The organism is Vibrio sp. 2130-1, from assembly GCF_033339515.1.
Genome location: NZ_JAWOUT010000801.1, coordinates 1 through 500, shown reverse-complemented (window position 1 = coordinate 500; position 500 = coordinate 1). Strand labels below are relative to the sequence as shown.

Below are 500 nucleotides of genomic sequence, written 5' to 3'. Positions count from 1 at the left end.
TTTTAAATCAGGACGAAACAGCTTCTCACAACTGGCGTAAAAATTGTTGCAGTCCACCAAGGCAAATACAGGCATGGGATAGTCACGACTTACGGCGCATGTTTCGCACCACATTGGTGACCACACCAAATATCTCTAACTCTGTCCCTTCGGGAATATGGATAGGTTCATACGCCCGGCTTCTTGGGATCAGCTTGACGCACGGCCTTAGTTGAAGCTCCTTTACCGTGAGTTCACCATGGATGCCAGCGATGACAATGTCACCGTGTTCTGCTTGAACAGAACGATCAACCACCAAAATATCATCTGGGTGAATCCCGGCATCAATCATTGAATCACCTTCAACACGCACAAAGAACGTTGCAGCCGGTCGCTTGATGCACAGCTCGTTGAGGTCGAGCGTTTGCTCAACATAATCCTGCGCTGGTGAAGGAAAACCAGCAGAAACACGTTCCATGAACAATGGAATACGAAGGCGCTTGGCTTTGATGAAGGCAAGT

Annotated in this window: 1 protein-coding gene; it reads right to left on the bottom strand. The window is 48.4% G+C overall.

Annotated elements, in window-relative coordinates; all coding sequences use genetic code 11:
• Positions 1-82: 82 nt before the first annotated feature.
• On the bottom strand, positions 83-500 hold a 418-nt coding region (gene umuD, locus R7Q09_RS28780; protein ID WP_318144288.1), incomplete at its 5' end, for a translesion error-prone DNA polymerase V autoproteolytic subunit.